Raw genomic sequence first — 25,656 nt, 5'->3', positions numbered from 1 at the left:
CTCGACACACATCGTGACGATTATTGGCTGACCGCACTCCTGACGCCGTGCCACACTTCATCCTTCAGCGCGATAAGCGGGGGCGGCGGTAGTGTCACCGGTGCCTCTGTTCGCTTGACGCCGTCGATGACTAGACTGGCGACGTCGATTTCGCCATCCGTACAGTACGGATCGCCTTCGCCGTTTCGGCCAAATAGTGTCGGACCCGTTCCGGAAATCTTGAAGAAAGCCTGAACCATTCCCGCTTCGCGCAGATCGTGCATCAGGAGATCGCGCTCGGCATCAATGTCGGGCGCAATGTGATGGGTGACCTGCCCCGTATCGCGGCTGAGGCCCACCCCGCGGTCGAACGTAATTGAACCAAGCCAGACCGGACGGCCGTCCGTTCCCTTTTCCAGGACCTGCCAAAAGCGGACGTGATGTCGCTTGTCGGCGCTTCTGCCGTCCGGCTTTTCGAACGCGAACAGCTCCTTTTTTCCATCGTAATAGAGTGGGCTGACCGGCGCATCGTGGTATGGCCGGTCAAGCACCACGCTGCCGACGATGTCGATGCTCGTGCGCAACGTAATCGGGTCGGCCGGAAACCAGCCGGCCGCATGCATGGCGCGGAGAACATCTTCCTTGCTGCCGACAAGCCCGACATTGAGCGCGTCTCCCGGAATACCGTCAGCGGTACGCGTTACCATGGGCACGGAAGCGAGGCCCGGCTCATGTTCGAGATGGCTCCACAGGGCGGGCAGGATGATATAGGCCAGCATCAGGTATGCGATGAGCACGCCCGCAAGAACAATCCACCACCGTCGGCTACCTGCAATGTGCTTCATGCGTTGCCGCCGCGAAATTCGTTTTGCAGCAACCTGGCTGTCGCAGTTTCCGGCACGGCGCTCACCTCCCACAAACTCACGCTGGTTCGCCAGCGCGGCGCATGGTCAATCAGTCAACACGATACTCATTTCGTCACCATGTGCCGGGTCGGCGTCACGGTGCTTTCAGGCGGTGCCTCGGAAATCGCGAACGTCAGCCAGGTATTCCAACCCGAGGGCCGGTTTGCCGCATCGAATTCACCGTAGCCTTTCAAGTTCAAATATCCTTGCATCTTTCCGATCGGGAAAATGTAGCCCACTTGGGGGCCGATGCCGATCACCCGGGATTCGAAAGGTCCCAGAATCGGGTGTTGACCGGAATCGGCAGTCACCTGCTGATAAGCGTAGCCGACGAGGCCCACAAAATACTGCTTTGAGAGGAGCTGCGACGCACCCCAGTCAAAATAGAAATCAATTCCGCTCTGATGTTGCGTATCCGTGTTCTTGAAATTGTAAGTGAAGCCGGCCACTCCGGAAAATTCATGCCCCGTCGCGGGGTTGAGATAGTGCCTTGGACGCCACAGCTCGCCACTTATGTTTGCCGTTTTCGCATAGCCGCACACGATCGATTCTCGCAAAATGGATCGAAACGGAGGTCGTATCAATCTCCTGAATCGACGAGTTGTCGCGGTCGACTGCAGCCGCGACGGCGTTTTGGCCACCTTACCTGGAGCCTACCAGAGACGCGCCATACTCTTCGCCGCGCGCAGTTGCTAGGGCGTGAACCCATAAATCTGTAGCAGTCGACGGAGTCCGCTTGGGTGCGCACAACGGACTCAAGTCGGACATTGCTCCATGTCCGAAAAGTGCCAACAGCCACCGTGATAAAAGAAACCGCCAACTGCGACGGCCTTACCTTCTCCTCTGCTAAAGCGGTTCGTTGATTGGCGCGATCGTTTCGTTCTCCGCTTGATGGACCGGTTCGAAATACAGGCAGCTGCAGTTTTTTATGGCTCAGCTGTCGTCACGGGGGGCAACGACGGCAAGATCTGATCGTCGTATTCCGGCGCATTGCGCCATCATGAACTTCGCCAGGGAATCCTCGGGAAACTCGCTCAGGATGTCACGATAGGCACGCTCTGCTGCAGGAAAATTGCCAGTCTCAAACTTTTGCGAGGCCTGCCAGGTCATCGCGCTCAGTTGCTCATCTCGATCGCGGACCTTCAGGTCCGGATCGTCACCGGCGCGAATAGCGAGCAATTCATAGATCATAAACTCGGTCTTGCGGCCCTTTACCTGAACCCGCTTGATCGGCCGCGCGAGTATGTCGGCCTTCGCCTGGTCGTAGATGCTGTCGCTGATGCAGATGGTGGTGCCAAACAGTTTGTTGATGCCTTCGAGGCGGGCGGCGACGTTCACGCCGTCTCCCAGGGCGGTGTAGCTCAGCCGGGCCGAAGAGCCGACATTGCCGACCAGGACGGTAGCGCAATTGAGCCCGACCCTGATACGGATTCGTGGCCGTCCTTCCGCTTCCCAGCTATCGTTGACGCGCTCCATGCGCCGTGCCGCCCGCAACGCGCCGGCGCAGGCGCGCAACACGTGGTCGGGGCATTGGACCGGGGCATTCCAGAACGCCATGACGCCATCGCCGATGAATTTGTCGACGGTCCCGCCTTCTTGCGCGATCGCGGCGGAAACCTGCTCGAGATAGGTCGAGATCTGCACCAGCAAATCGTCCGGCGCCAAGGTTTCGGAGTGCGTGGAAAAACTTTCGAGGTCGGAAAAGAACACGGTGAGGAATCGCGGTTCGACGCCGAGCGTCAGCGGAATGCCCGACTTGATGAGCTGGCGGACGATATCCAGCGGCACAAACGACGAGAACGATTGCAGCGAGTTGCGAAGCAGTGAAGCCGCGGATTCGAGCCTAGCGATCTCCCGAATATTGGATGGCCGCGCCGCCGGCACGTCGAATCGCAGGCCTTCGATCGCCTGCAATTGCTCCGCCACGTTCTCGACAGGCCGCGACAGCCGGGTGGACGCGATATAGATGAAGAACAGCTCGATCATGGTGAGGATGATGATGACCACCATGATCAACCGATTGGTCGCCTTCAACGTGCCCACGAAATCATCGATCGGCGTTACTGTGATCACCTGCCAGGACCGGCCGAAACTATCGGGGAAATTGGCGAACGCCGCGATCAGATCCTCTCCATTGGTCGGGGATAGGAACACGAAATCGTCGGTATCGGCGCTGGCGTGCTGGCGATATGCCTCGCGCACATCCGGATCGTCGATATCGGCCAGGGTCGCGATCTTGAGCTTGTCATTCTCGACGCGCACGCTCTTTTGCATATTCGGGAAGGCGATAATCTTGCCATTGTTGCGGTCGGCGATCAGGGTGGTGCTGCGTGCGCTGGCGCGGTGCTTATCGAGGAAGCGCGACAGCACGTCCATGGTGATGTTGGCCGACGCGCAGCCGATGAAATCGACACCACGGAATATTGGAACGCGCAGGGAGAGAATAGGGAAACCGGTGTCGGGATTGATTGCCGGCTCGGTCACCGCGAGCGTCCGCGTTGTCTTGGCCACCTGGTAACCGGGTAAAGTCCTGATGTCGAGGTCGGTTGCAACATCGCGGCCGCCGATCAAATGCGGCCAGACGTCAAAAAATTTACGATGCCGTACCCGCGAGAGCGCAAAGGTGATCGCATCGATGTAGCTCGCGTGCCAATTCGCCGCCCCAGGAATACGAGGGTCGCTACGCCTGCGGTCCTCGTCGATCCGGGTGACGACCCGATGATAGCCATCCTCGAAGCTGACGTAGACGGCGTCGATATGCGACGCCGAAGTCAGCGCGCGGTACAAGAGATCATTGCTTTGCTCGGTGCGGAAATAGCCGGGATCCGCCGCGGCCACCTCGGCGAGAAAGCGCAGCGGAGTTTCTGTACTATCGATCAAATTCTCGGTGCGCTCGACACCGGCCCGGCTGGTCTGCGCGACCGCGTCGTTCAGGATCGACACCATACCGGCCGAATTCTTGTTGTAGTTGTAGATCAGGATGAAAATGAGAACGGGAATGCTGAGGCCGATGAACAGCAACGACATGACCAAACTCAGCCTTGGCCGCCCCATCCCGGCGGCGAGCGCAAACGCTCCCAACCGGGCCAATGCCCCCTGCAGGGAGTGGCGGCTCCGGTACCCGACCAGCGCCGCAATCGCCAATCCGACTGGCACAAGCAATAGTGGGATCAGCCAGCGCCCCTCGAGGACGTCCTCTCCGGTCCACATCAGTCCCGCGGGCAGCGTATCGTCAGCCAACAACCCGAGCTTGTGGTACGTCGTGGCGATTTTTTGCCAATGCTCAGCATCCTGATGACCAATATCGCCGGATCCGCGCCGGACCATCGGATCCGTGCGGGCTGCTTCGAACAGCAGGGCCTCGGGGCTCTTTTTTGCCGAATAGGTTTTCAGGATCAGATCGACCGTCGCCTCCTTGTGCGCCAGCGCATAGGCCCAGCCTTCCAGGCTCGCCGTCCTGAATGCCGCCACCCGGTCCGGGTGGGCCTTCACCTCCGCTTCGGAGGTGCACAGATTGTCGCCGTAAAAATCGACACCGTATGCGGCGGGCGAGAAGGTGCGGAACGCGGCGCCGAGCTGTTCAAGGACGAACGGTTCGTTGGTGCTGTAGGCGACCATCGCGTCGGCCATGCCGACCAGGAGATCGCGCGGGTCGCCCCGGTGGTCGGCGCGCGGCAGTGCCGCATAATCGACCCCTTCGTACTTTAGCATCGCTGCGATTTCATCGCTGCCCGGCGCGTCCATCAGCGTGCGGCCGCGCAAATCCGAAACGCTTCTGATGTCGGCCCGGCGCGGCACCAGAATGATGGCCGGGGTTTGCTGGAAGATGACGGCCAGCACGACCAGGTGGTGGCCCATCACCCATTCGCGCAGGACGCTGGAACTGCAGACGCCGAAATCTGCCTTGCCGCTGGCAACCGCCTCAGTGGCGTCGATATCAGGACCGCCCTCTCGGATGGTGACGTCGAGACCGGCGTCACGGTAAAAGCCCTGCTCCAGCGCAGCGTAGTAGCCGGCAAACTGGAACTGGTGTTTCCATTTGAGCTGCAAGGACACCGGATCGCGCGCAACGGCAGGATGCGATGCGAGCAGGACCAGGCAAACGGCTATGGCCAGCCGTCTCAACATGTCCGGTTGCTGCGCAAGCGCGGCGAGCGGCCAAGCTGCCGCTGCACCGCCAAAGCACTTGATGAACTCGCGCCTTCGCATGTGGCCTCGCCGAGGACGTGCCATGCGCAATCCCTGAACTATAGCAGCCTAGAGCCGTCCTGTGGGTGACAAATGGCAGCTACCAGTCTCAGGCGCGGATCAGGTTTCATGTCCGGCATGGGTCAATCGCGTCCCAATAGCAGCGTCTTTGACCGTCAACCGCACATTCCGGTTCAGCCCGATAAGCAGACAATTCTCAAGCCGATTGGCATGTCTCAAACGTGCCAACAGGAGAGACTCATGCTCCGCAGCAAATGGCCTCGCTAATCCGATGACCAACGTCGGCGATATCTCACGCCCGCGCGCACTCCCAGTCACATTGATGGCTAACTTAGTGTAAGGGGCTACGCATTGCCTCAACCTGTAAGCGGCCGAGCGGCCGGCCCTGACCTCCCTCACAGGACGTGCTTCGCGCCGGGAATTTTTCGCAAAGCCGCCGTCACAGCCCAGCTTAGGGCCACGGTAAGCACGAAAGCGACCAGCGCCTCGACGATGGCGGGAAAATCGACGTCGAAAAGCCAGTACTGAATCCAGAGCACGATCGGGTAGTGCACCAGGAACATGCCGCAGGCGTCAGGCCGCATATCCTCGCGTAGGCTAGGTGCCATTCAGTTGGAAGCTATGCAAAATCGGCAGCAACGTGAGAAATATTGTGAAGCGTCCGTCGTGCGAAAGGCAATTGGTTCTCTCCTCCGGGATCCAACGCACACGGAAAAACGTGGAATTGCTAGGTGGAGCCTCAGCCGACTACCGCCCAGAACACCGGTAAACAAATCATTTGGATAGAGGACTTTCAGGTCCTTTGCAGTTGTGTCGATATCTCGAAAGGATACAGCCCTATTTTTTCTTGATTCAATCGCATGCCCTCCCAGTTCTAGGCCGCCCCTTCTCAGAACTTGCGGCAAAACATTAGACGGCGACCTCCGCGCGTCATTCTCGATGGCCTAGTAACGCTGCACACGGCCGAACCGTTTGTCGCTCGGCTGCACGTTACCAGAAAGGGCCGCCCCAGCGGTTAAACCGGAACAGTGAGTGAGCTATAACAAAAGTGGTTGCGGGGACCTGCAACCATCTCAAATTGCGAAACAATCCCCTGCTTCCTTCGACCCTGGCAGTGGGGGCTCTGGCGTTGAAGAACGGGCTCTTTCGTGCAGCGGCCTAAAAATGCTCTCGGGGCCAAGATCATCGATCGCAGGATGTCCTGCCGACGCAGAACCGTTGCCCTGCGAAGGCACGCGTCAAGCCGGCTGGTGTGAAAGTGACGAAGAAAGAGTGTTGGACGACAAACGCTTGCGCGAGCGCCCGTGAGGATTAGGCTTCCCAACTGCCGACGCACTGCAACTGCGGCTGGAAGAAGGCCTACTGAAGCGCCTGGTCAATGCGAACAACAACTCATTCAACACCGACTTGGCACAAGCTCTCAAACAATCTCGCAACGGCTTCTGCCCCCGGGTCGGCATGTCCTTGCAGCTGTTCCGCGCTGATGTAGGTGGCTCTTCCAGCATGCGCCCTGGACATGGTGGCCGTCCGGTTCGCCCCCTCTCTTGCTGCGCGGGCTGCATAGGCCAACCCCCGTGGCAAGGCATCAAGGCCGGGCAGCAGCGCGTCGATCATGGTTCGGTCACCCGGTTGCGCGCCACCCACATCCTGCATCCTTGCCAATCCAACCTTCAGCGCACCCATCAGGCTGTGCCCGCTTGATGCCGCATCCCCTGCGGCAGCGAAGAAGATCGCGAGCAGGACCCCCGAAGAGCCGCCCATGGTCTGGCTGAGTTCTTGCCCCAGCGCGCGACAGAGTTGCGTGGGGTCCGACAGCGGAAGCAGACCAATGTTTTGGATCAAGGCTCGCGCCGCCCTGGCCAGGGTTGTTCCGGTATCGCCGTCTCCCGCTCTTGTATCGAGCGCATTCAGATCGGCCTCAGCCGCGATCAGCGCCTTGCAACACCGGATGAGGAGTGCCTCGGTTGCTGGATCGGCGGATGGCGTTGGACGCAGGGGAGCCAACCCATCAGGCAACGGCACGATGCGGGGCGCCGTGAAAGGCTTAAGCCCCGGCCAGGTACGCAGTGGCGTTTCTGTGGTCAGCAGCTTTTCGTCCTCAGTGTTCAGCGAATAGAGCGTCAGCGAAAAGCCGTGCATGTCCAGTGCCGTCATCATCGAGGCAGGACCGACGATATGGGAAATCGCGGGTCCGATGGCGGACTGCCGCAACTCTCCGGCAAGGATGGACATTTCAAGCTCGGTCGTAGAGCCGAGGTTGTTCAGGAGCGCTGCGTAGCTGCTGCTGCCGTTCATTCTTGGGAGGAGCTTTGCAACAGCATCCGCCATAGCCTGACGTGCGCCAAGATACGGGATGTGCGAAGCGCCGGCTTCGCCGTGGATGCCAAGCCCCAGCTCGATCTCTCCCGGGCGGATTCGGTTTTCCTTGCGCGAACCGGGCACCGTGCAGGTATCCAGCGACATGCCGATGCTCATGACATTGGAGGCCGCCCGGCGTGCTGCTGCAGTCACGGCATCCAGGTCGCCTCCGCGCTCGGACACCGCGCCGGCAAGCTTGTGCACGAAGAGAGTTCCAGCGACGCCGCGAGGACGGCTGATGTCCGGGATGGCGATATCGTCTTGGACGATGACCATGTTGACTTTCTTGCCGAGGGCCCGAGCCCGTTCAGCGGCAAGACCGAAGTTCAGCCTGTCGCCGGTGTAGTTCTTGACGATCAGGACACAGCCGGCATGTCCGGTCACAGCAAGGATTCCTGCCAGGACCGCCTCGACGGATGGAGAGGCAAAGATGTCGCCGCAGACTGCCGCCGTCAGCATGCCCGGGCCGACAAAGCCTGCATGTGCTGGTTCATGCCCCGCCCCGCCGCCGGAGATCACCGCCACACGGGATCCGTCCCAATCCGACCGAGCGACGACCCGGATGAACGGATACCCGCTCAACCTGACGAGTTGTCCACCGGAAGCGGCGACGAGGCCGTCGATCGCCTCTTGAACAATGTCTTCCTTGGAATTGATGAACTGCGCCATTCTGATCGTCTCCTTGTTTGCGACATCAACCCGAATGCAACTCCTCACCGGGCACCGGGAGGTAGGTGCCCGGCGAGGTGGCATGGCTGATGCCTGTTCCCGGTCCTTCACGTGACCGAGATCGCGCCATGCTTCGGTGCGCACGCCGCCAGCGCCGCGGTTCTGTCAGTTGATCACGTTGCTGTAGAACTTCGCTTCGACGTCAGCCATGTCGATCGCCGCGAGTTCCTTGGGCAGCGCATAAGCATCGGCATCGGCATGAACCTTCGCCTTGTCGAAGTCGTTCGCTCCCGCGATGAATTCATTGGTGACATAGCGGGTGGTATCGATGTCGATGCTCGACTGGCCGATGGTCTTGAGTGTCTTGAAGAACTTGTCCCAAGCCGGAATGTTGTGCTCGCCCCAGCCTGCGCGTGCCGCCATATTGCCCTTGAAGGTGCGGTGGATCTGCATGAGGCTTTCCGTGCCTGCTCGCGGACCGTAGTTGGCCTTGGTCGTCGGCAACGCCTTGAACACGATATCGGCGGCGGCGCGCGGGTTGCGGTCGGCGAACTCGCTGCCCATGGCCCAGCCCTTCAGGTACTTCTTCAGGAACTTCAGCCGATCCGGATCCTCCAGATCGGACCGCCGCACGACCAACGAATTCGACGGCAGAGGTGAGCCGCGCATGCCCAGCCAGTAGTCGAAATTGAGACCCTTTGCGCCCAGATCGGCCCTGAGGCCTTCCCAGGCGAGGCAGGCATGCCCCTGTCCGCTGGCAAGCGCAGTTGTCCAGGTCGGCCAGCCCGCCTCCACATAGGTGATCTTCTTGGGATTCACGCCGACGGCGGCAAACATTGGGTCGCAGATCGACTGCCAAGCGGCCGACCCCACAAGCACGGTCTTGCCTTCGAGTAGCTTCAGATCCTTGACTCCTTCGCCTTTGCGGAAGGCGACGTTGAAGAGATCGAGACAGCCGCTGCCGAACACCGAGACAAGGTCCATCCCCGCGTTGACCGCAAAGGAAAGAACGCCCGGCGAGGGAAAACCGATATCGGCCTGTTGCACCGCCAGGAATTTCACCACCGCGGTCCCGTCCGAAGGGCCCGGCTCCATAGCGGTCTCTACTCCGAGGTCACCGAAGTAGCCCTTCTCCCTGGCGACCCAGTAAGGGTAGTCGTCCATCACCTCGATGGTGCCCCGTGGCGAAATCCAGGTGAAGGGAGACTTGTAGGGCCTGGCCTGGGCCGCGCCCGAGGTCAGCAGTCCGCCGCCGAGAACGGTGGTTGTCACAAGGCCGGTGGCGCTGACTTGCAGCAGCCGCCGACGCGTCATCATTTGGTGAGTCATAGGATCTCCTCCCTCGTTGGTTAGGCCGCGATGTTGGTATGTCCCGGGTCGAGCGCGGCGTTTCGCCCGTTTCTGGTCAGCTTTCCCAGCCGGCCAGCCTTTTCCCGAGCCAGAAGAAAAAGGCGTAGATCGTGATCCCGGTGACAGCGAGGATCACGATGCAAGCAAAGAATTCCGGCATGCGAAGCGTCGAAGAATAGGTTGTCAGGCGGCTGCCAAGCCCGAACCCACCGCCCGACATCTCGGCGCCGACCGCGGTGATCATGCCGAAGATCGCTCCGATCATCAGGCCTACGATCACCATCGGCATGGCCATCGGAATGCGGATCTTTGTGAATATCTGCAGGGTCGATGCTCCGCAGGATCGCGCCAGCGCAATCTTCATCGTGTCGACGCGCCGAAATCCGGTGGCTGCGTTGATCATCACCATCGGACCGGACGCGAGAGCAACGGCGATGATCCTCGGTGTGAATCCGAAGCCGAAGTTCAGGATCAAGAGCGGCACCAGTGCCAGCATCGGCGTGGTCACCAGCAACAGGATGTACGGCGTGATCACCTTTTCCACGAACGGAAATTGCGTGATGACCGCAGCCAGGACCAACCCGATCGACGCTCCGATGGCATAGCCTGCCAACAGTTCGATGAGCGTGTAGGAATAGTGTTCGCAGATGGTCGAGATTTCGTGCGAGAAGAACACGCTGGCGATAGCCGATGGAGTGGGCAGAATGTATTGCGGCACGCCAAACAGGCGCAAAAGCAGCTCTCCGCCACCGACGACGAGCAGAGCCACAGCGATGATCGCGGCCACTTCCTTGACCCCTTGGTCACCAAGTCCGCTGGCAATTCCTGTTGCACCCGCGATGCCCGAACCGGTCTGAGTTGTCTGGCTCATGGTGTTGCCCTCATCTCGCCGCAGCAACCGCAAGCCTGGCCGGCGGCTGGTGCTGGATGTCGTGCTTGATCATGTTGACGAGTTCGAAGAACTCGCGCGTTTCCATCAGGTCCAGCGACCGTGGCCGCGGAAATGGAATGTCCACCATTCGCGCGATCTGACCGGGGCGGGCGCTCATGATGTAGACCTTGTCGGCCAGAAACACCGCCTCAGCGATGGAATGGGTAATCAGCATCACCGTCTTGCGGGATTCCAGCCAGATCTCCTCGACCAGCTTGTTCATCTCGTCGCGGGTGAAAGCGTCAAGCGCCCCGAAGGGCTCGTCCATCAAAAGAACCGTGGGATCACTGGCCAGCGCGCGCACGATGGACGCGCGCTGCTGCATGCCTCCGGACAGTTCGCGGGGCATCTTGTCGCCGAAACTGCCCAGCCCCACACGCAGCAGGAATGTATCGATCCGCGCGGTATCCGGGCGATGTCCCCGGATCTCGAACGGAAGCTCGATGTTCTTGCGGATCGTCCGCCAAGGCAGAAGGTTTGCCTCCTGAAACATCATCCCGATGCTGGGATGTGGGCCGGTAATCCATTCCTCGCCAAGAGCGATGGCGCCGGAGGTTAGCTTGTGCAATCCCGCGATCGACCATAGCAGCGTGGTCTTGCCGCAACCGGAGGGTCCAACGACCGAGATGAACTCGCCCGGCCGCACCGTCAGATCGACGTCCTTCAGGGCATGAACTTCGCCCGATTGGGTCGTGTAGGTCTTGGTGGCAGCTCTGACGTTGAGAGCCTTGCTCTTGATCTGTTGCATCTTGAACGCGTCCTCCGGCGCGGTCGTCGGGGCATGCCCCTCCGTTCCCCGGCGCCACAGCACTCGGGGGCGGTCAAAATTGATTTTGGAAGTCGTCAGGTGGCTAGCAGTTCATTCAGATGGCGGTCCACCTGCTCCATGTATCCCGGCTCGAACCCATTCAGGCCCATGTGACCCTCGGGGGACTGGATCACCCGAAACAGAGCGCCCCGCACAAGGCGACAGTCGGCCTCGCATTCCTGCGGGGGGAAGAAACTGTCATGACTGATGGGCATGACCATTGTCCTTGCCTTGACCTGAGCCAGCGCTCGAGCAAGATCGCCCCCTGCGTGCCGCGACACGTCAGCCCGCTGCCATTTGTGCATCTCACACAATAGGACATTGGGATCCATCGGCTCGAAATAGGCCTTCATCACGCCGTTGATGAAATCGTCAAGCGACGACATGCCAACGACGCTGCGCCAACGTTCTTCTTGGTAGAACTGCGTAGACCAGCCGAGTGTCGCCACGATCCGCGCCATCCGGTCCATGCCCTCGCGCACAACGAGGCCCGAGGCGTACCAGCCGCCGTTCCAGCAGGGGTCGGACGTGATCGCCTCTTTGAGAGTTTCGACAAAGACCTGCTGGTGCAGCGAAATACGGGCCGTCGCAGCTATCGGCGCCGCCCGTTCAACCATCAGCGGATAGGCGACCGCCCATTCATAGACCTGCTGCCCGCCCATCGACCCGCCGACCACAAGCACCAGCCGTTCGATTCCGAACAGGTCTGTCAACATCTGGTGCTGCGCGCGGACATCGTCGCCAATTGTAAGCTTCGGAAACTTCGCCATCGCCTGTGGCGCGGGGGTGTTCTGTGGCGACGACGACACGCCGCTGCCAAGCTGATCCACAATGACAATGAAGTATCGGTCCGGATCAAGCGCGTGGCTCTGGCCGACATATACGTCCTGCATCACCTTGCCGGTTCCCGAGAACCAGGTTGTCACCAGAATGGCGTTGGATTTTTCTGCGTTCAGCTTGCCGAAGGTGCGATAGGCCAGCTTTGCGCCACGCAGCGTTTCGCCGCTTTCAAGGATGAGGTTGCCGAGTTCGTAAAGCTTGAACTCGCCCTGCGTTTCGCGGCCGTAAAACGGGTTCTCGATCATGGCGCCACTCAGTTCAGGCTTTCTGAAACTGCATTAAGGCCCGCTTGCGCGCAGCTTTCGTCCTGGTCCTCGCTGCCGCCGCTGACACCAATCCCGCCGACGACATCGCCCGTCCCGGTCTTTATCGGTAGGCCGCCTGCAAACGCCACAAGGCCAGGAACAAACGCCGCGCCTGGCAATAGGGCGTTCACGCCATCGCGCTTAGCGCCAAAGGACAGATCGGCGAATGCCCGGGTTGGCGCGGCATACAGCGACGACGTGATCGCCTTGTTCTCCGCAATGCCGGTGCAGGCCTTGCAGGCCCCATCCTGTCGCGCGGCGGCGATCAGACGCCCCCCGTCGTCGACCACGACGATATTGACCTTCGCATACCCGGCGGCCGCCTGCGCAGCGAAACAGGCCGCAATCATCTTTTCGGCTGCGCCGTAGGTAAGTATGGGCTTGCCTTTTAAGCCCTCGGCCATGCCGAGCGTTGGCAGGCAAGCCATGAGCATTGTTGCCGCAAGCAATTGCTTGGTCATCTCGTCTCCCCCGCCCTTCGCAAAACCCCCATCTGAGATGGTTCAGCGCGGCACGATGATTTGCGTGCAATACGGGTCTACCAAGAGACGTGCGGAGCCATCTATCGCGAAGGTTCGCGATACCGATCAGGATCGGTGAAGCATGGCTTCATCGATCTAACATCTTGGGAATGCTGGTTTTCGTCAGGAGTAGACGTTCGCTCCCCGACGTTGCGAATGTGGTCGGCGCGACGTCCGCTGCTCTTCAGGCCAGCGGCAAGCCGGTCCGCGCCAGCAGGCTGACCAAGGCGGAGGTGCTTGAAACGCCGGTCTTCTGCCGGATGCTTCTGAGTTGATGATCGATAGTGGAAAAGGACCTGCGGCGAATTCTAGCGATTTCCTTGTAGCTCAGGCCCTTCGCGACCAGTCTGGCGACCTCGACTTCTGAATCCGTAAGGGTTGCTAGCCACGCAGTCGCTGAAAGGCTCATGGATAAGGTCAGTGGATAGCTACCCTGCGCCTCTCCATTCCGACTCGTCGGGTCTCGATCGGCAATCTCTTTGGCAACGGCAACGATCGGGCTAAGGACATCGACCACCGTCTGCTCGAAGCAATCATAAAGGCCGGATTCCCAAGGGGCAAAATGCTCGGTCCAGTCGGCGCAGATCAGGCCGTAGCTGCCGCGTCCGGCCCGGAGCGCCCAAGCGAACTTTGATTTCGTCCGCGCCCCCGAAAGCCTCTGCCGCAGTCGCATCGTGATGCGGCTGTCCTGCTTGATATCGGCAAAGATCACCGGGCGGGGATCCAGCCACATCGCCTGCATCGCGACATCCCGATTGTCGACGGCTTTGCCGCCGAACGAGGGAACATCGTAGTCTGCGTCCTTTGCTTCCGCAAAGCCGGGGAAATAGTCCCTGGCCTCGCGCATTCCGAAACCGGTGTCGACGCGCTGACATCGAAGTTCGGCCCGCAGCCAGTTGGTGGCAATCGACCAGCAGCCCGACAGGTCATCAAGATGAAGAAGCATGTGTGCGGCTAGATCGCGCGCGTGGGCGTAGCGGATTGCACCACGATCAAGAAGCCGGGTGCGCAGCTTCCGCTGCTTTGCAAAGACATCCTCGCGGATATCCTCTGCAAGGGCGGGGGCATGCCACGCTTCCTGGCTTTGTGTGCCCAACAACTCCTCCCGATTCCGACTTCCCATCTCGCGGGCCTACGCCTGGCGAAATTCACGGCAGATGGGCACCGGGCGACAAAACGCCCTTCATTCGATCTTATGCCAGCTCCCTTCTAAGTCAAATCCGGATCGGCCAGTTAAAGATCGGCGGAGTTGTTGGATGGTCTGTGGACAGATGCCTTGATTGAGCTGGATACGCTCCTCGAAGAGGCGGTCGCACCTTTGAATGCAGGGTGGCCAAAACCGCACATTCGGCTGGCGTTCCGAAAAAAGCCCGCACTTGTGGGAAGTGCGGGCTCGGTCATGAAGGTCATGACCAGTTTCGGGAGGAACGTCCCATGCGGGACCACGGAGCGCACGCGGCGCAACCGCGACGCAATTCGCAAATGCGGCTGATGGCAACTGATCCCTTGAGGTTGAGGCACCATCTTGTCTGGCGTGAATGCAGACTACGTTAAGACCTTCTCGCGTTTCGCGGTCGTGGCAAAGATATCCGCTACCTTCCCGGCAAGCGCTCTTCCAAGGTCCGCGTTATTCTTGGCGGTGAAGTGAATTCCATCCACACCGTCGGTTGAGATCACGCTACCAGCATCGAAGAAGTCGACCTTCATGAAGGCGGCGAGCGCACTATACTGATTGGCGAGTTCGATGGTCTTCTCGTGCCCGCCCTCAAACATTCCCTGGAACCACGGGTCCGGCAATTTGGCGAGTGGCGGCGGCGAGACGATGAGCACTTTGGGCGCGGGATAGATGGTGCCGACTCCGCCGCCCGAAGTGAGCACCTGTCCCACCAGCTTCGACATACCGACCGCAATCTCGTAGGGCGTGCGGTGGAAATAGCTCTTGGTATCGTTGGTCCCGAGCATGATGATGGCGAGATCCAGCGGAAGATGACTTGCGAGAGCTGATGGAAGATAGGCTGAACCGTTCAGTCGCGGATCAGCCGGATCATCGATCGATGTCGTACGTGCGCTTAACCCCTCCTCGATGATCTCGTAGTCGGGTCCCAGCTTCGCAGCCATGACGCCCGTCCATCGCTCCGCATAGGGAAAACGGGTCGTGGGCGAGCCTTCGGGGACGGCAACCCATCCCCAGGTGAGCGAGTCTCCAAAGCACAGGATACGTTTCGTCATCGGTCCCTCATGAGTTTGATTTGGAACGAACGCCGTAGAAGATCGCGGCGAGAAGGATGATCAGCCCCTGAGCGATAAGCTTGCCTGGCTCCTGCACGCCCATGGTCGTCATGACCACGAACAGAAGGGCGAAGCAGAGGACGCCGACGAACGGGCCCCACACAAGCGCAGGTCGGCCGAAGACCACGCCGCCCAATATGGTCGCCGCGATCGAATTCATGACGAGCTCGGGTCCGAATCGCACGCTCCCGACCGCGATCGAGGACGTCTGAACCAGCGCGGCCACGGCAGACATGAGTCCACAGATCGTGTGCGCAAGCACGACCGTGCGTTCGACGGGCACGCCCGAGAAATGTGCGGATATCGGATTGCTACCGATCGACCAGACGAATCTGCCGAACACGGATCTGCCGAGAAACGCGCTCATAAGTCCGGCGAGCGCGAACCAGAAGATGACCGGGGCCGGCAGCGTCCAGAACCTTAGGTTATAGAGCTCGCGGAAATACTTCGGCACATCTCCCGGCGGCTTGCCGTTCGCGAGATATTCGACCAATCCGATAAGAATGATGTTCAGCGCAAGCGTCACGATGACGGCGGAGGCTCTGCGCTTGCCCACGAGTAGGCCATTTGCAAGACCGACCGACAACCCGACACCAAGGCACAGAAGAATGACCAGACAAACGGGCCAGTCGTAAAGAAGGCCGGAAGATATCAGATAATTGACGAGCAGAACGACACCGCCCGCGGACAGGTCGATGGAGCGCGAGGAGATTACAAGGAGCTGTCCGAGAACGACGATCCCGAGCGGCACGACCTGACGCGCAAACGTACCGAGGATCGCGACATTCATCAGGTTGGGCCGCATCACCCACAGCGTGACAAGGAGCACTGCGAAAACGATATAGGAAGGCGGTACTCGCAAAGCCGCGCGGGACAGATTGAAAAGTCTGTTCATGACCTACAGGCCAATTGTCTTGCGTGGCTGGAGCGAGATTACGGCAAGCAGGATCAGACCTTTCACGATCGTCTGGATGAAGGCCGAGACGTTGAGCAGGTTCATGCCATTTGCGATGACCGCCAGAAGCGCGCAGCCGATGACAGTGCCGTGGAGGCTGCCGATTCCCCCGGCAAGCTGGGTGCCGCCAAGCGCAACGGCGGTGATCGAGTCGACCGCATATTGCGTCCCGATGTTTGGATCCCCCGAAACGATGCGACCCGCCAGAAAGATGCCGGCCACGGCGGCGAAACAGGAGCTCAGGACATACGCGGCGAGGACATTGCGCTGTTCGTCGATGCCGAAAGTACCTGCCGTTTCACCTCCGCCGATCGCGACGAGGTGCAAACCGAAACGGGAGCCGTGCACCACTTTCCACGCCACCAGTATTGCAACGATCACCCAAATGACCGGCATGTAGATGCCAAAAAGCCGACCACTCACGAGAGCAAGAATCTCCGGTGGGACCGTGCCTCCAGCGGAGGGCCTGACAAACATCGTAACGCCCTGCACAATGCCCATCATGGAGAGGGTTGCGATGATTGGGTGCACTCTGAACGTGGTTACCGAGATCCCGTTCAGGAGGCCGATCGCTGCTGCCGCGAGCATGACCGCGGGCACCGAAACGTAGACCGGGACATTAAGCGACAGAATCCCCGTGGTCAGACTTACGACAGAGCCGACTGATAGATCGAGGCCTCTGACAAGGATCACGATCATCTGTCCGATGCTCACGAGGATGAGCGGCGCCGCCTGTGCGATCAGGTTGAGGATATTCTCTGAGCTCGCGAACTCAGCCGTCGAGAAAGCCAGGCCTGCACAACAGGCTAGAGCGACGATCAACGGGACCGTCCACAACCCGTCCCGCGAGTTTGTTCCTAGAAACATGCGACCAAATTGGCTCATCGCTGTTGTGTTCCCCTCAACCATGCAGAGCGGCTTCGAGAATGGCGTGCTCGGTAGCCGATTTGGCGGGCATCTCGGCAACCACATGTTTGTCATGGATGACGTACAGCCGGTCGCAAAGCCCAATCAGCTCCAGGGTCTCGCGCGAGAGGACAACGACTGAACCGCCGGCGTTCGCATAGTCGCGAAGGAGCTTGTAGATCTCTGCTTTCGCGCCGACGTCGACACCTCGTGTCGGTTCCTCGATGATCAATATGTCGGCCCCCAGGGCCAGATATCGTCCCAGAAGAACCTTTTGCTGGTTTCCGCCGGAGAGCGCGTTCACCGGCAGCGACGGCCTTGCAGCCTTTATGGAAAGGCTCTTCATCGAGTTTGCAATCACCTCGCGATGAGCCGCAGCCGGCTTCAGTTCGAAATGCCGGCTGTGCAGTCCGATGGTGAGATTGTGCGCGAGCGAGAGATCAAGAAACAAGCCTTCGAGCTTTCTGTCCTCAGGCACAAAGCCGAGGCCTAGCGCCTGCATCTGGCGAATGCCGCGCTCTTCTGAGAGCGGGAAGGCGAACTCGCGTCCTCTGACGGCGACCTTGCCGCCGTGGGGCACGTATTCGCCGACGAGCGACCTGACAAGCTCCCTCTGCCCCTGCCCTTCCAGACCTGCAAGCGCGACAATCTCGCCGCGCCGGAGCACGATTGAACACGGCGTCGCGTCGGCAGTCAGTCGAAGCCCCTCAATCGAGAGAACGACCTCGCCCTGCGTTTGATCCGGCCTTGGCGGGAATAGCTCGCTCAGCTCGCGGCCGACCATCATCGCGATCAGCTGTTTGGGACGGATTGACGAAACTGGCACGGTGTCCACGTTGCGACCATCCTTCAGCACGGTGATAGTGTCGCAGACCTTGAATATCTCTTCCATGCGGTGCGAGATGTAGACGACAGCTTTCTGCTGCTTCTTGAGCGACAGAATCTGAGTATTGAGAACTTCGACGTCCGCGGCATTAAGCGCGGCCGTTGGTTCGTCGAGAATGACCACGTCGGCGCGTGCCGAAATGCCGCGGGCGATCTCCACAAACTGCCTCTCCGCGATCGAGAGATTTCCGACGAGGGACGCTGGATCGAGTTTCAAGCCAAGACCGTACAAGACCTCCTTCGCTTCCCGCTCCATCCGGGCCCTGTCGGTTACGCCGAACCTGGTGACTGGCTCCTTGCCAAGGAACATGTTCTCGGCAATCGACAGATTGGGAAGCAGCGAATGTTCCTGAAACACCGTCGATACACCGGCATCAAGCGCCTCGCGAGGCGAGTCGAAGCGGACGATCTGCCCGTTCTTCCGAATCATGCCGCCGTCAGACTGAACGACGCCAGCCAAGATCTTCATGAGGGTCGATTTGCCGGCTCCGTTCTCGCCCATGAGCGCGTGAACGGATCCGGGAAGCAGTTGAAAATCGACGTTCTCGAGCGCGGCAATCCCCCCGAAAGATTTCGAGACGGATGTCATCTGGACAAGCGGCTGCATGGTCATCGCTTCGATCCAAGGAGGAATAAGTGGAATTGGTGCCGGCGCACCAAATGGGCGCCGGCACCAACGGAGATCAGTGCTTGCCGTAATACTTCTGCAGATCCTGCTCGGTCAGGCTTGTGGGGAACCAGGCATTCGCGCTCAGATCCTTGCGATAATATTTCTTGGCTTTCTCCAAATCCCAGCCTTCGGGCTCATAGATGTAGCGCTTATGGAGTGGCTTGCCCTCGAGCAGAGCGACCGCGGCGCGCACGCCGGCAGCGCCCTGTTCCGGACCGTACTCCGGCGAGATGGAAGGGAAACCGAGTTCAATCCACCTGGCAAAGAAGCCGTTGTTGCCTTCACCGGTGATAGGCGGAATCTTTGCGCCATATTGCTGAAAGACATCGACGCAGGCGCGGGTCATATCGGCACCCGATGACCAGATGCCATCGACCTGCGGATTGTTCAGATAGAGGGTCTCGCAGACCTGCTTGCCGACGTCATATTGCCACTTGCCGGCATCTTCCGCGATGATCTTGACGTCGGTACCCTTGATCGCTTCCAAAAGCCCCTTGTAGCGGTTGATGTCCTCAGGGTGCGCCGGAAGCCCACGCAAGACCCAGATCTTTCCCTTGCCGCCGAGCTGCTTGACAAGGAAGTCCCCCATCACTTTTCCGAAGTGGACACCTCCGCCCTGGATGTCGACGGTGTATTTATCTGTCTCGGTCAGGCCTGTGTGGACGATAACGGGAATGCCGGCGGCGACGGCTTTTTCGATACCGGCATCGGCAGAGGTTGGCGTCAGCGGTGTCACGATGATCGCATCGACCTTTTGCGCAACCAGATCTTCGATGTCGGCGACTTGCTTGGCCTGACTGATGTTGGCATCGAGCAGGATGAATTGACCAACTCGCTTGTCGAGCTTAGCGGCCGCTTCCGCGTCATGCGCCATCTGGACTGTCCAGGTGTTGGCGTTCACGCCAAAATGGCTCATCCCGATCTTCCATGGCCCGTCCTTCTTGAACTGGTTCGGTGCCGTCGTGCGCTCATCGCCCGGCCGTGGCGTGACGCCATTCATCAAGTTGACTTCCTGAGCGCGAGCCTGCGTCCAGGCAGCCAACGTCGCGGCGACTAGTCCAATTCCGAGAAGTTTAAGTCCCTGGTGCATGAATCCCTCCTTCAACGCAGTGGAAGCGCCAATTCTCTTTGGTAGGGAAAGCAGAGCGCAGGTCAGCGCGCGTCCGCCGCAGCACGGCGTACGTTGTCGCATCCATTCAAGTTGATGGATCGGCTCTTCTCGACGAAGAGCTTGCCTCTTGACGTTCTACTCCCAGTGCTGGCGGGCTTTTCAGTCCGCCGCGAGCCTACGATGCACAGCGTCAATCCTCGTGTCAATAGTTATTCAGATTGAATGATCAATTGATCTGTTGCAGATTCTTGACTGCGCAGACAATGATGGCACCGAAAAAGCACAGGGATTCAGGACGATGCGGGTGCGTTCGGTTCTATGTTTCGGCGATTCCAATACCCACGGCCAAATGCCGGGTCGCGGACCGCTTGAGCGCTACGATCGACACATTCGATGGCCGGGTGTGCTTCAGGCCGAGCTGGGGCCGAAATGGTACGTCATCGAGGAAGGTCTGAGCGGCAGAACGACCGTTCATGACGATCCCATTGAGGGAGCGCACAAGAACGGCCGGACCTATCTGCGCCCGTGCATCCAGAGCCACACCATTCTCGACCTCGTCATCATCATGCTGGGCACCAATGACCTCAAGGTGCGCTTCAACAAGCCACCTTCGGAGGTCGCGATGGGAATGGGGTGTCTGATTTACGACATACGAGAACTGGCGCCAGGACCCGGAGGAAGCGTACCCGAGATCATGATCGTTGCACCTCCTCCGATGCTCGACGACATCAAGGAGTGGAAATCAATCTTTGCAGGGGGACCAGAGAAGTCACGACAGCTTGCCCTTGAATTCGAAATCATGGCGGATTCCCTGGGCGTGCATTTCTTCAACGCGGGGGCGATATGCCAATGCGACGAAGCAGACGGATTTCACCTGAACGCCGAGGCGCATCGTGCGCTGGGAGCAGCGCTGGCGCAGGAGATCGACGCGATCGGATGGCCTAGCGAGTCCCAGCGCTGAGTGAAATCCCGCCTGAGTTCTTCAGAGAGGAGCAGTTCCTTGCCTGACATGCGATTTGCGCCACCGAACCCGCTGCGGATCGCAGATCGGGCGAGCGGCCTGAATGCGCCTAGCGTGAGAAGCTACAATGAACGCCTGGTACTCTCACTGCTGTTGCAGAGCTCTGGAATTTCTCGCCTCGAGATCGGCGAGAAAACCGGTCTTTCCGCACAGACCGTATCTGTCATCGTGCGTTCGCTCGAGCAGGAAGGCCTTGTCTCGAAAGGTGAGGCCCAGCGTGGTCGCGTCGGGCCGCCGACGATTCCCCTCTCCCTCAATCCCGAGGGAGCATTCTCAATCGGCGTGAGCTTCGGCGAGAGCGCGGCCGATATTGCCGTCATCGATTTCGTCGGCGAGGTGCAGCACCACGCTGCGCATCCATATTCGGCCTTGCAGGGATCCGGCGCGCTCGCTGCGAAGATCGAGGAGACTCTCGCGGCGCTTCCGCCATCGAGCCGAACCCGAGTTGCGGGCATCGGACTGGCGGCTCCCAACGAAGCAGGCTCACCACGTCATGTGAGAGAGCTCTTGGGGAGTGACCTGCCAAGTCTACAGGCTAGCATTGAGAGCGCTCTTAATCTTTCCGTATACATCCAGGATGACATAACGGCGGCTGCAGGCGGGGAAAGCCTGTTCGGCGTAGCGCGCTCGCTGCCCGATTTTCTCTTCTTTTATCTGGGTTCTCACCTGCACAGCCGACTCGTCCTGAACTATCAAATTCACAGCGGCAGGTTCGGCATGAGTCATGACGTCGGACTGCTGCGCCTGCGCGAGGAATTGAAGCGGCATGGGCTCGTGCTGAGTGACATCGGACGGGAAACCCTGCCGCCGGCTGCCGCAGAGTACTACGCCGAATGGCGTCGCCTGTATTGCCGCCACCTCGTCGGGGCTGTCCGTTCACTCCTGAGCTTTGTCAGTTTCAACTCAGTGGTCATATCAAGTTACGCACCGCCGAAACTCGGGCAGACGCTATGCTCCGAACTTCATGAGGAGGTACCCGAGGTAGACTTCCTCTACGGCGCGAACTCTGTTGCACCAAAGGCTGTGGGAGCAGCCAACCTACCGTATCACTCGCGCTTTATGGTGCAGTAGGAGTTGCATCTGCAGTGACTTTGTGAGGCCTATGCGCGAGACGTAAGCATGCAGCAGCAGACGGAGCACCAATGCTGGAGCTGTGGGTGGGCAACTGCTTCCTGCTGCTGCTCAACGTGCCGCTGGTGCGGTTCTGGCTGTCGGTCTTCAAGATCCCCTACAACGTGCTGTTTCCGTCGATCCTCTTCTTCTGCTGCATCGGCACCTTCAGCATCAACAACAGTCTCCACGACATCTACACGACGGCGGCTTTCGGGCTGATCGGCTACATCCTGATGCGGCTGTCCTTCGATCCGGCACCGCTGATGCTCGGTTTCATCCTAGGGCCCATGCTGGAGGAGTATTTCAGGCGATCGATGATCATCAGCCGTGGCAACTTCCTGACCTTCTTCGAGCATCCGATCAGCGCGACACTGCTCTCCGTGCTCGGGCTCTTTATTTCCTGGCAAATCTTCGCCTCGCTGAAAGCATGGCGCGCAGCGCTCGCCTCCGACGCGAACGCGGCATCAGACTGATCAGGGCCGCAGGAGAGGGAGGGATTCGAACTAACGTGTCACCGTGCTTGCCAGGCTTACCAGGTCTATGGAGGGCCTTTGAGGGCTATGGAGGAGATATAGTTCTCATCATCACCCGGTGCGGTGCGCCAGTTTTTCTCAGATTTACAGCGCGATATGCGCGCCCGAACCGAAATTGCAGTTCTGCCCCATTCGAGCGAGTAAGCAATCAGGAGAATTCGTCGCCGAGTTTAGCCAGTTGTTCGGGAGTTTTGAAGCAAAGGCCTCTGGCCAATCTCACCGCCTGCGGGTTGCTGCCCAGCGTCAGGTCCGCTTTTCCGAGCGAGAAATCTGGATGCGCCAGCAGCGAGCCTTACTCTGCACCAAGAACGATACCGCCAAGGCGATCAACTACCTTCTCAACCGCTGGACAGTGTTCACCCGCTTCCTCGACGACGGTCGTGGCTGCTTGTCAAACAACGCAACCAAACGTGCCTTGCGTGGCATCGCGATCGGAGACTCTTGCCGGCCCGGACGCTGGCGGTGATCTATACGTTGATCGAGACCTGCAAAATGAATGATGTTGATCCGCAACCTTGGCTGGCCGGCGTGCTGGCGCGGCTTCCTGATCATCCCGCCAGCCAAGTCGCCGAGCTGCTTCCGCGGACTTGGAAAGCCGCTCAGCAATCCAAGACTGCCGCCGCCGCCTAAACGCGCTCAAGCTCCGCGGCCGGGGTCTTCGCCGGACGCGTACGAAATGGACGACCACACTGCGATAGGATTGGCTGAGCGGGCACAGATGGAAGCGGCCGTTGCACAAAACCATTTCTACTGCGCGATCTTGTAGAGGGTAAGAGCGATAAGTTAGGCAACGAAGGCGAGGAGATTCTGTTAATTGGCCAAAACTACGCGGTCTACCGGCAAGGTCTTCTCGCCGCGGCAACGACTGGACCCGCCGCTTCAAAAAGATCGCTAACGACGCCTATCTGCTCAACGCGGGATCCGCGACCGACGTGAAGAAACGCGATTGGACCTTTGTGACGCTGTGCCTCGCTGGAGCGATTTTAGCGGCCGTCGGGAGTTTCAAGGTCGCAATGGGTTATAGGGCCCATCGTGCCGCATCGGACTACAGCAGTTCGCATCGGCCCCGCTACCCCCCTCGACATGGCGCGGCCTACCCGCTCTTGGGGGCGTTTCGGGTTTGGTTCCCCTCCACGCCTTGGTTTATTTTGTGGCATGTCCCGGATTTAGGGCGCACAATCACCATGTCACCGCCCGGTACCGTGGCAAACATCGGTGATGAGAACGCCGGTCGCGCTCCCGCCAATCCCGAAGGGATGGAGCAGCGCATGCATAGGCATCGTCGTATTCAACAATCTGAAATGCGTCAAATTAGACTGACGCTAGCGGCTGTTCGTTTGCGCCAACAAGCGACGGGCCCTCTGCCGCGCATCAAACGCGAGCGCCTTATCTGCAGAGCCCAACAAGCCGATACGGCCTCCCAGATGAACGAGTGGCTTTCCTCGCCCCGGGGCTGAGCACACTGGGTTGAAGCGGGCCGCCGCACCGCCGCGACGCCTCCTAGAACGAAAAGCCCGGCCACGAGGGCCGGGCTGATCGGAAATATATTCGAAGATGGACAATCCATAGAACTAACGCGTATCGACCCTGCAGTCGATGCACAAAGCGACAGCAAACGGCCGTAACACCACGGTGTCCTGAACAGGGCGTGACCTGCGAGTGCTCCCGCCGCCGCCACGACATCGCCGGTGCCGAGAATGTTGACGATGGCTATAGCCGACGAGCGCTTCGGTCTTAATCCTTGACTAAGCGACGCAGGTGGAAAGGATCTGCCATGCATCGTAACCTCGATGTTTTCAAGGACGCCTTGTTTTGGGGTGCAATGGCCTTCGGCGTGTCGCCAATCGTCTTGAGTGGCGCGCTTCTAGTGTGGCTACATTGACAAGTCTCCGAATTGGAGCAGCGCAAGGCCGGCTCGGCTGCTGGCGATCTTCCGGTCCGTCCAGTCCTTCCGCGCCGCGTGAACACCATCGCCGCGAGATTGGCGATGTGGTTCTGAACGCGGTAACCGTCGAACTTGATTTCGTGAATCCATTGTTTGCCGGAGGGCACGCGGTCGATCAAGGGCGCCAGAGAAACGGCCTCAGAGCAGGTGGCATCTGAGGCCGCTTGAAACCTTCCGCCGGGCATTGAGCAAAATGTCGACCGGTCAGTAGGCTAGGCTCTCGGAGATAAGATCACCGATTGCTGAGGACCAAGAACTCCAAAGATCGTTCGTTCCGTCGTAATCTGAAATATTTGAGTGTTCTAACTAAACCTGGCCTCACCTCCCCAACTGGGGCGCGCTCGCGCCTCGCAGCCGCTCGACAAACCAGAACGCCCAGATCATGAAAAAGGAGAGGAGGAAAATTCCTCCACACGCAAGGAACATCGACGCAAAATCTGTAACCATGACGTCTTCTCAGGAGGTTGATCGCGTGTAGTCTCGATTCGAATCTAGCGCCGCTGTCCCAATGTCTTTCAGCGATCGGATCATCGAGACCAGCGTTGCTCCGCCGTTTCGAACCTTTCGCCAATCAAGACCGAGGCTCCGCCACAGATACTCGCTCAAAAATTAGCGGCGACCAGATCGTAGGAACCCCTGCTTCCGCGAACGTAGACCTTGGCAGCGGCGGCGCATATCCGATCACGGTTGGAATCGAACGCGGTCAGAAGACCCGACTCGTCAGGATGGGCCTCTGGTTGGATGCGCCTCAACGCGCCTTCGTCTATGAAAAACGATGCCTCTATCGCGCTATCGTGTCCCCAAAATCGCACGGCATGCCGCGTTCGATCATATGAACGACTGTGATTTGGAAACTCAATCATGTGGCTGTGACCGATCAGCTTGTCGGTGTACGAGGCGCCCTGCCCGTTTGCAGACCCGCGCAGCGGGAGTGTGACTGAAGCGATCCGGTCGCGGTCACGTACAGATGGCTACGCCGGAATCGGATTACAACCCTGCTCGATCCAGCCCCGACAAATAAGTTTCAACCAACCTCGCTATTCAGCGACGTGTCACTATATCTTCCATATCACCGCGCGCTTCCCCGGCCGTCATCGGTGACTGAGAGCATTGCGTTCCCGCCGCAACCAAAAGGCGGCCGATATGTTCAATCTCTACAAGTTCAGTGTTCGCGAGTGGCTGGTGCCCCCGGTATTGCTGCCGATCTTTTTTGTGGTGCTGATCGCCGCCGCGATGCTCATTCAAGGGTAGTCTACTTCGGCGGGCCGACACAATCGGCTCAGGCAGACAGCTCGTTCGCCTCGACGAAAAGAACCCGGCCATCGTTGGCTAAGGAGCTGGACGCCAGAGCGG

At 59.5% G+C, this 25,656-nt stretch carries 20 protein-coding genes and 3 pseudogenes; 5 read left to right on the top strand and 18 right to left on the bottom strand.

What is annotated here, in order from left to right; all coding sequences use genetic code 11:
- Positions 1-20 precede the first annotated feature (20 nt).
- The 16 genes and pseudogenes from ACE10Z_RS13890 to ACE10Z_RS13815 form a co-directional block, all read right to left on the bottom strand.
- Positions 21-824 carry an LssY C-terminal domain-containing protein gene (locus ACE10Z_RS13890; RefSeq protein ID WP_375788403.1) on the bottom strand — a complete coding sequence of 268 codons (804 nt, stop codon included), beginning with the start codon at positions 822-824 and terminating at the stop codon, positions 21-23.
- Positions 825-949: 125 nt separating this feature from the next.
- A pseudogene (locus ACE10Z_RS13885) lies at positions 950-1,369 on the bottom strand (transporter); the annotation flags it as partial.
- A gap of 448 nt (positions 1,370-1,817) precedes the next feature.
- Positions 1,818-5,093, bottom strand: coding sequence for an ABC transporter substrate-binding protein (locus ACE10Z_RS13880; RefSeq protein ID WP_375788402.1), 3,276 nt, complete (start codon positions 5,091-5,093; stop codon positions 1,818-1,820).
- A 395-nt stretch (positions 5,094-5,488) separates the two neighbouring features.
- Positions 5,489-5,695 (bottom strand): annotated as a pseudogene (locus tag ACE10Z_RS13875) (acyltransferase); the annotation flags it as partial.
- A gap of 790 nt (positions 5,696-6,485) precedes the next feature.
- A complete protein-coding gene (locus ACE10Z_RS13870) occupies positions 6,486-8,120 on the bottom strand; it encodes a dihydroxyacetone kinase subunit DhaK (RefSeq protein ID WP_375788401.1) in 1,635 nt (544 codons plus the stop codon).
- 165 nt (positions 8,121-8,285) lie between these two features.
- Complete coding sequence (locus tag ACE10Z_RS13865; protein ID WP_375788400.1) at positions 8,286-9,449, bottom strand: ABC transporter substrate-binding protein; 1,164 nt, start codon at positions 9,447-9,449, stop codon at positions 8,286-8,288.
- 76 nt (positions 9,450-9,525) lie between these two features.
- Positions 9,526-10,374 carry an ABC transporter permease gene (locus tag ACE10Z_RS13860; RefSeq protein ID WP_375788399.1) on the bottom strand — a complete coding sequence of 283 codons (849 nt, stop codon included), beginning with the start codon at positions 10,372-10,374 and terminating at the stop codon, positions 9,526-9,528.
- Positions 10,352-11,149: an ABC transporter ATP-binding protein gene (locus tag ACE10Z_RS13855; RefSeq protein ID WP_375788398.1), complete on the bottom strand. Its 798-nt coding sequence runs from the start codon at positions 11,147-11,149 to the stop codon at positions 10,352-10,354. The genes ACE10Z_RS13860 and ACE10Z_RS13855 overlap by 23 nt, the downstream gene beginning before the upstream one ends.
- A 95-nt stretch (positions 11,150-11,244) precedes the next feature.
- The gene (locus ACE10Z_RS13850; RefSeq protein ID WP_342726353.1) at positions 11,245-12,294 is read right to left on the bottom strand and encodes an alpha/beta fold hydrolase; all 1,050 of its coding nucleotides are present in this window, start codon (positions 12,292-12,294) and stop codon (positions 11,245-11,247) included.
- An 8-nt stretch (positions 12,295-12,302) separates the two neighbouring features.
- Positions 12,303-12,815, bottom strand: coding sequence for a heme-binding protein (locus ACE10Z_RS13845; RefSeq protein WP_375788397.1), 513 nt, complete (start codon positions 12,813-12,815; stop codon positions 12,303-12,305).
- Positions 12,816-13,059: 244 nt separating this feature from the next.
- Positions 13,060-13,971: a response regulator transcription factor gene (locus ACE10Z_RS13840; protein WP_375788396.1), complete on the bottom strand. Its 912-nt coding sequence runs from the start codon at positions 13,969-13,971 to the stop codon at positions 13,060-13,062.
- Between the two features lie 449 nt (positions 13,972-14,420).
- Complete coding sequence (locus ACE10Z_RS13835) at positions 14,421-15,104, bottom strand: SGNH/GDSL hydrolase family protein (RefSeq protein WP_342726350.1); 684 nt, start codon at positions 15,102-15,104, stop codon at positions 14,421-14,423.
- 7 nt (positions 15,105-15,111) lie between these two features.
- Entirely contained in the window at positions 15,112-16,059 is a 948-nt protein-coding gene (locus ACE10Z_RS13830) for an ABC transporter permease (RefSeq protein WP_375788395.1), read from the bottom strand.
- A gap of 3 nt (positions 16,060-16,062) precedes the next feature.
- Positions 16,063-16,941 carry an ABC transporter permease gene (locus tag ACE10Z_RS13825; protein WP_375788394.1) on the bottom strand — a complete coding sequence of 293 codons (879 nt, stop codon included), beginning with the start codon at positions 16,939-16,941 and terminating at the stop codon, positions 16,063-16,065.
- Between the two features lie 79 nt (positions 16,942-17,020).
- On the bottom strand, positions 17,021-18,517 hold the full coding sequence (locus tag ACE10Z_RS13820; RefSeq protein WP_375789826.1) for a sugar ABC transporter ATP-binding protein: 1,497 nt from the start codon (positions 18,515-18,517) through the stop codon (positions 17,021-17,023).
- A gap of 76 nt (positions 18,518-18,593) precedes the next feature.
- Positions 18,594-19,670 carry an ABC transporter substrate-binding protein gene (locus ACE10Z_RS13815; RefSeq protein ID WP_375788393.1) on the bottom strand — a complete coding sequence of 359 codons (1,077 nt, stop codon included), beginning with the start codon at positions 19,668-19,670 and terminating at the stop codon, positions 18,594-18,596.
- 319 nt (positions 19,671-19,989) lie between these two features.
- On the opposite strand from ACE10Z_RS13815, the gene ACE10Z_RS13810 reads away from it, so the two are divergent.
- The 5 genes from ACE10Z_RS13810 (at position 19,990) to ACE10Z_RS13790 (ending at position 22,988) form a co-directional block, all read left to right on the top strand.
- Complete coding sequence (locus ACE10Z_RS13810; protein WP_375789825.1) at positions 19,990-20,652, top strand: SGNH/GDSL hydrolase family protein; 663 nt, start codon at positions 19,990-19,992, stop codon at positions 20,650-20,652.
- A gap of 48 nt (positions 20,653-20,700) precedes the next feature.
- Positions 20,701-21,783, top strand: a complete 1,083-nt coding sequence (locus ACE10Z_RS13805) for an ROK family transcriptional regulator (RefSeq protein WP_375789824.1) — start codon at positions 20,701-20,703, stop codon at positions 21,781-21,783.
- Between the two features lie 71 nt (positions 21,784-21,854).
- On the top strand, positions 21,855-22,298 hold the full coding sequence (locus ACE10Z_RS13800; protein WP_375788392.1) for a tripartite tricarboxylate transporter permease: 444 nt from the start codon (positions 21,855-21,857) through the stop codon (positions 22,296-22,298).
- Between the two features lie 175 nt (positions 22,299-22,473).
- Complete coding sequence (locus tag ACE10Z_RS13795; RefSeq protein ID WP_375788391.1) at positions 22,474-22,824, top strand: transposase; 351 nt, start codon at positions 22,474-22,476, stop codon at positions 22,822-22,824.
- Complete coding sequence (locus ACE10Z_RS13790) at positions 22,821-22,988, top strand: transposase domain-containing protein (RefSeq protein ID WP_375788390.1); 168 nt, start codon at positions 22,821-22,823, stop codon at positions 22,986-22,988. The genes ACE10Z_RS13795 and ACE10Z_RS13790 overlap by 4 nt, the downstream gene beginning before the upstream one ends.
- A 1,303-nt stretch (positions 22,989-24,291) precedes the next feature.
- Here ACE10Z_RS13790 and ACE10Z_RS13785 read toward each other — a convergent pair.
- Together ACE10Z_RS13785 and ACE10Z_RS13780 are read right to left on the bottom strand one after the other, a co-directional pair.
- Positions 24,292-24,488, bottom strand: a pseudogene (locus ACE10Z_RS13785) (hypothetical protein); the annotation flags it as partial.
- Between the two features lie 417 nt (positions 24,489-24,905).
- Entirely contained in the window at positions 24,906-25,166 is a 261-nt protein-coding gene (locus ACE10Z_RS13780) for a DUF1488 domain-containing protein (protein WP_375788389.1), read from the bottom strand.
- Positions 25,167-25,656 lie beyond the last annotated feature (490 nt).

This window comes from Bradyrhizobium sp. Pha-3 (assembly GCF_042258615.1).
Taxonomy (GTDB): Bacteria; Pseudomonadota; Alphaproteobacteria; order Rhizobiales; family Xanthobacteraceae; genus Bradyrhizobium.
Note: the sequence above shows the minus strand (reverse complement) of the source record. Positions and strands in the feature narration are given on the sequence as shown.